Source organism: Caproiciproducens sp. MSJ-32 (genome assembly GCF_018918055.1).
Taxonomy (GTDB): Bacteria; Bacillota; Clostridia; order Clostridiales; family Clostridiaceae; genus Clostridium.
The window spans coordinates 1-5465 of sequence record NZ_JAHLPS010000108.1 but is presented as its reverse complement, the minus strand read 5'-3'; the positions used below and the strand labels follow the sequence as shown (position 1 = coordinate 5465).

7 protein-coding genes are annotated in these 5465 nt (G+C 28.1%); 3 read left to right on the top strand and 4 right to left on the bottom strand.

What is annotated here, in order from left to right:
* Positions 1–123: 123 nt before the first annotated feature.
* The 4 genes from KQI16_RS11485 to KQI16_RS11470 form a co-directional block, all read right to left on the bottom strand.
* Positions 124–333 (bottom strand): hypothetical protein, encoded by a 210-nt coding sequence (locus KQI16_RS11485; protein ID WP_216434590.1) that lies wholly within the window; start codon positions 331–333, stop codon positions 124–126.
* A gap of 178 nt (positions 334–511) precedes the next feature.
* Complete coding sequence (gene hslO / locus KQI16_RS11480; RefSeq protein WP_216434587.1) at positions 512–1390, bottom strand: Hsp33 family molecular chaperone HslO; 879 nt, start codon at positions 1388–1390, stop codon at positions 512–514.
* A gap of 18 nt (positions 1391–1408) precedes the next feature.
* The gene (locus KQI16_RS11475) at positions 1409–2143 is read right to left on the bottom strand and encodes a class I SAM-dependent DNA methyltransferase (RefSeq protein ID WP_216434585.1); all 735 of its coding nucleotides are present in this window, start codon (positions 2141–2143) and stop codon (positions 1409–1411) included.
* Between the two features lie 94 nt (positions 2144–2237).
* Positions 2238–2489, bottom strand: a complete 252-nt coding sequence (locus tag KQI16_RS11470) for an alpha/beta-type small acid-soluble spore protein (protein ID WP_119864756.1) — start codon at positions 2487–2489, stop codon at positions 2238–2240.
* A gap of 158 nt (positions 2490–2647) precedes the next feature.
* Between KQI16_RS11470 and KQI16_RS11465 the strand changes: the two genes are divergently transcribed.
* From KQI16_RS11465 to dapB, 3 genes are read left to right on the top strand one after another with little or no spacing between them, the layout of a single operon-like run.
* A complete protein-coding gene (locus KQI16_RS11465; RefSeq protein WP_216434583.1) occupies positions 2648–3640 on the top strand; it encodes an aspartate-semialdehyde dehydrogenase in 993 nt (330 codons plus the stop codon).
* Entirely contained in the window at positions 3640–4518 is an 879-nt protein-coding gene (gene dapA / locus KQI16_RS11460; protein ID WP_216434581.1) for a 4-hydroxy-tetrahydrodipicolinate synthase, read from the top strand. The genes KQI16_RS11465 and dapA overlap by 1 nt, the downstream gene beginning before the upstream one ends.
* A 10-nt stretch (positions 4519–4528) precedes the next feature.
* Positions 4529–5284: a 4-hydroxy-tetrahydrodipicolinate reductase gene (gene dapB, locus KQI16_RS11455; protein WP_216434579.1), complete on the top strand. Its 756-nt coding sequence runs from the start codon at positions 4529–4531 to the stop codon at positions 5282–5284.
* The last annotated feature ends 181 nt before the right edge of the window (positions 5285–5465 follow it).

The window sequence follows — 5465 nt, the reverse complement described above, 5'->3', positions numbered from 1 at the left end:
CTTGAAACTCCATATTTTCTTGCTAAGTCACTATAGTTTGGTTTCATATTTAAGCACCTCAAAATGTTCAGTTCTGCCTTTATTGTTTCTATCATGCTAATTACCTCCTTACGTCGGAGATAATTATACTATTTCATTTGCAATTCTGTTAAGTTTTATATTTGTAATCTTGTTAATTTTTATTTTAGCATTAATAGTTATTCCATTTCTGCGAAATGCGGAGCGCCATCTTTTACCTGATAGTTCAACACGTTTCATACCTAAAATATCTATGTTAAATCCACATTCCTCAAATATTTCTATTTCTTTTTCTGTAAATAATTTTTTGCTCATTACATTCTTCTCCTAATGATATTTATTTTATTATACATAAAAATACCCTATGGCATAGACTTTTTTTAAATTGTCTATTCCATAGGGTACATTTTATTATTTTATAACAGTCAGTTTTTTTAATTATTAATTATAACTTATTTAATATAAAAATTAGCCTTCTTATCACTAAATAACTCTATTTTGCTTGTTTTAATAATTGTTCAATATCTTCTTTATTAAATTTATAGGTAGTTTTACAAAAATCACATGTAATTTCTTCTTCTTTACCTTCTTCATAAATTTTTGTCAATTCCTCTTTACCTATTGATATTAAAGCATTTTCTACTCTTTCTCTAGAGCAATTACACTTATATTCAGGAGTAATTTTATCTAATATTTTTAAATCCATTCCCTCAAAAATAAATTCAATTACTTTTGTTATATCTCCATGTTGAAGTAACATTTCTGTAATAGAAGGAATTTCTTGTAATCTATATGTAATTAAATCTGATAATAATTCATCAGCATCTGGCATCATTTGAATAATAAAGCCCCCAGATGTTTTTATAGAAAGATCCTTATCTACTAATACTCCTAAAGCAACTGCAGATGGTGTCTGTTCAGATACAGTAAAATAATAAGCTAAATCTTCCGCAATTTCTCCTGTATATATTGGAACTCTTCCTACATAAGGCTCTCTTAATCCTAAATCTTTAATAACTATAAAGTCACCATCTTTACCTATAAAACCACCTACATCTAATTTCCCTATTGAATTTAAAGGTCTATTACTGTAAGGATTTCCAACTAATCCTTTTACTTTTCCTCCTTCATAAGCAGTTACAGTAATTCCCTTAGCTTCTCCATTTCCATCTATTTTTAAAGTTAAAACTTCATTGCTGCCCTTTAAGGTTGATCCCATAAGGGCTCCTGCTGTTAACATTCTTCCTAAGGCAGCTGCTGCCACAGGAGAACAATTATGTATTGATACTCCTTCATTAACTAAATCTCTTGTTTGTCCCGCAATTATTCTTATCATTCCATCTTTTGCTGTCGCTTTTATTATTTTATCCATGTTATACCTCCAATTATTTTACTTCTTTACTACATAAACTATTCGTTCAGATTTTTCTTTAACCCTCTCTTTTGTATAATCCTCATATTTCCCTATAATTTTTAGTCCAATATTCTTCAATACTTTTTCAATAAATTCTTCCTTATAAGCTCTTTCAAAATGACTTTCATCAAATCTTTTGTATAAATTACCATTTTTTATAAAAAAGCTTAAATACATACTTACAATGTCATCTTCAAATTCATTTTCCCAAACATAAAAAACATCTTCTTCATCATAGGTGTATATGTTATTTCCTAGAACTTCAGATAATTTATAATAAGAATTTATATCAAAAATAAATATACCATTATCCTTTAAATGAGCTTTTACTCTTTCCAAATACTCAACGAAATCTTTATCTTCTAATATATAATTTGTTGCATCCAATACTGAGGTTATTAAGTCAAATTTTCTATTTAAATTTAGTTCACTCATATTCTGACAAATTAACTTACAATCAATATTTTCTTCCTGAAATTTTGAGAAGGCTTCAGTTAACATATCTTCTGATAAGTCAACAGCAAAAGACTCCTTAAATTTTTTAGCTAAATTTACAGTTACATTTCCTGTTCCACAAGCTATATCTAAGTATGAATCAAATTCAATATTTTCTTCTTTACATATTTCAAGTATTCTATTACAAATTACTTTATAATTAATATCTTCATTAATTAATTTATCATAAATTTTAGAGAACTCTCCATAAGACAACCCGCCACTCCCCCTTTATAGAATTTTCTAAAGACTATATTAAATGTAAATTTAATTTTAGTCAATGTATCTAACAATAATATTAATATTATGTTTACTTTCTTCCTAAAATCTCATCATTAGTAGGAATTTTAAGTTCTCTTTTTCTCTTAGTCATTATCCCTCCTATTCTTCCTGTTTCTTCTGAGGTTAGACCTCCCCATCCATATTGGTCAACTTTATCCTTTAATCCTAATTCTTCAGCTATTTCATATTTAAGCTTTTCTCTAAGAAGTTCTTCTGGTGATAGTTCCTTTTTAGATTTTATTTTTGATTTTATTATTTTTTTTAATGGTGTTTTACTCATTTTGATACCCCCTATAAATTTGATATTAATATCTTTTCCAAATTTATATTTTCTATACTTTTAATTTGCTTTCACTATATTCACTTAAGCTTTATATAATATATTAGATATTTTCTAAAAAAAGCTATTGAAAATCTTTTATAGGAGGTACAAAAGCAATGTATAATGTCGCTATTGTAGGAGCAAGCGGAAAAGTAGGAAGAAAATTCCTAGAAATATTAGAGGAAAGAAATTTTCCTATAAAAAATTTATATCTTTTTGCTTCAAAAAAATCTGCTGGTTCCAAGTTAAAATTTAAAGGCAAGGAAATTTTGATAGAAGAAACAGGAAAAGATAATATAATTAATAAAAAAATTGATTTTGCTCTATTTTCTGCAGGTGCAAATGTAAGTTTAAATTTTGCAAAAATCTTTGTATCAATTGGAGCAACTGTAATTGATAACTCAAGTGCTTATAGAATGGATGAAAATGTTCCGCTAGTTGTTCCTGAAGTAAATCCAGAAGATCTAAAATGGCATAAAGGAATAATCGCTAACCCTAATTGTTCCACAATTCAAGCAGTACTCCCATTAAAAATTTTAGAAGATAATTATGGCATTAAAAGAATAATATATTCTACATATCAGGCTGTATCTGGTGCTGGTATGAATGGAATTAGAGATTTAGAAAATGGATTAAAAGGAATAAAAGCTCAAAAATTTCCTTATGAAATAGCAGGAAATTGTATCCCTCAAATTGATATTTTTCAAGATAATGGTTATACGAGAGAAGAAATGAAAATGATTCAGGAAACGAAAAAAATTCTTTATAACCCAGAATTAAAGATTACATCTACTTGTGTAAGAGTTCCTGTATTTAACTGCCATAGTGAAAGCATAAATATCGAATTAAAAAAATCTTTTGATATAAAAGAAGTTATAGAATTATTCAAAAATACCAAAGGAATTATTGTTTATGATAATATAAAGAGCCTGCAATATCCTACTCCGTTAATGGTTTCAGGAAAAGACGATATATATATTGGAAGAATAAGAAGAGATCTTAGCATAGAAAATGGCTTAAACTTATGGGTTGTTGCAGATAACATTAGAAAAGGTGCTGCATTAAATGCAGTCCAAATAGCCGAATTACTAATAGGGAGTGATGAATAATGGCAATTTTTAAGGGTTCTGCAGTGGCAATAATAACCCCTTTTAAAAATGGTTCTATAAATTATAAAAAACTTGAAGAATTATTGGAATGGCATATTAAAGAAAAAACTGATGCTATAGTAATATGTGGTACTACTGGTGAAGCAAGTACTATGTCTTTATCTGAAAGAAAAAAAGTTATAAAATTCACTGTTGATTTAGTTAATAAAAGAATACCCGTAATTGCTGGTACGGGAACAAATGATACCAAGGCTTCAATTAAAATGAGTAAATATGCAGAAGAAGTTGGTGCTGATGCCTTACTTGTTATTACACCTTACTACAACAAAACTACAAACAAGGGATTAATAAAACATTTCAAAGCTATTAATGATGCAGTAAATATTCCTATTATTTTATATAATGTTCCATCTAGAACAGGAGTTAATATTAGTCCAAAACAACTTCTAGCCCTATCAAAATTTAAAAATATTATAGCAATTAAAGAAGCTAGCGGCAACATAAGTCAAGTCGCTCAAATGAAAGTCCTATGCGGTGATGCAATAGATATATATTCAGGTAATGATGATCAAATAATACCAATAATGTCCCTTGGAGGTATTGGTGTAATATCAGTGTTAGCAAATATTATTCCAAGTACTGTTCATGATATGACTTACAGCTATCTTAATAAGAATATAGAAAAGGCCTTAAAGCTTCAACTAGAAACTTTAGATTTAGCTAATAAATTATTTATAGAGACGAATCCGGTTCCAGTAAAGACTGCATTAAATTTAATGGGAAAAGATGTTGGCGAATTAAGATTGCCATTAGCAGAAATGGAAGAAGAAAATTTAAAAATTTTACAGGAAACATTGAAACAATACAATTTAATATAAGGAGATAGATATGATAAAAGTTATATTAAATGGATGTTGCGGAAAAATGGGAAAAACAATAACAGAACTTTCAAAGAACTTTCCTAATATAGAAATAGTTGCTGGTGTAGATAAGCTATTAAAGAAGGACTATAACTATAAAATATTTAACTCTGTAAGAGAAATAGATCTTGAATATGATGTTTTACTTGATTTCTCTAGAGCAGATGCTCTTGAAGATTTAGTAACTTTCAGTTTAAAAAATAATAAACCAGTAGTATTATGTACTACTGGTTATGATGAAAAGGATTTAAAATTAATTAAAGAAAAAAGCAAGTTAATTCCTATTTTTAAATCTGCTAATATGTCTTTAGGAATAAATCTAATTAATTCCTTATTAAAAAAAATAGTTCCAATTTTGTATGAAAACTTTGATATTGAAATTATTGAAAAACATCACAATCAAAAAGTAGATTCTCCTAGTGGTACTGCACTTCTTTTAGCAAATACTATAAAAAATTCATTAAACAGCGCAAGTTCCTATGTTTATGGTCGATACGGTTCAAAAAAACGTTCTAAAGATGAAATAGGAATTCACGCTATTAGAGGAGGTTCCATTGTTGGTGACCATGAAATAATATTTGCCGGAACTGGAGAAGTTATAGAGATATCTCATAAAGCTATTTCACGTGAGGTCTTTGCAATCGGTGCATTGAAAGCTTGTGAATTTATGGCTACAATTACTAAACCTGGCTTATACAATATGGAAGATCTCCTAAAATTTTAGTATAAAAAAGGGGCTGTCGCATTAGCGGTTAAAAATCGCTAATGCTCAGCTCTTATTTTGTGCTGTTTTATATGAATTTTAAAGAGTTTTTCAAATAAATTCATCTCTACTCCTTAAAAATGGCGCACTTTAATAAGCCTTTCTATTTAAGGCTTTTTTCAGAACACTTGATTTTTAAAGT

Coding starts and splice junctions, on each gene's coding strand:
- KQI16_RS11485 (WP_216434590.1), bottom strand. CDS start 333: ATGAGCAAAAAATTATTTACAGAAAAAGAAATAGAAATATTTGAGGAA.
- hslO (WP_216434587.1), bottom strand. CDS start 1,390: ATGGATAAAATAATAAAAGCGACAGCAAAAGATGGAATGATAAGAATA.
- KQI16_RS11470 (WP_119864756.1), bottom strand. CDS start 2,489: ATGAGTAAAACACCATTAAAAAAAATAATAAAATCAAAAATAAAATCT.
- KQI16_RS11465 (WP_216434583.1), top strand. CDS start 2,648: ATGTATAATGTCGCTATTGTAGGAGCAAGCGGAAAAGTAGGAAGAAAA.
- dapA (WP_216434581.1), top strand. CDS start 3,640: ATGGCAATTTTTAAGGGTTCTGCAGTGGCAATAATAACCCCTTTTAAA.
- dapB (WP_216434579.1), top strand. CDS start 4,529: ATGATAAAAGTTATATTAAATGGATGTTGCGGAAAAATGGGAAAAACA.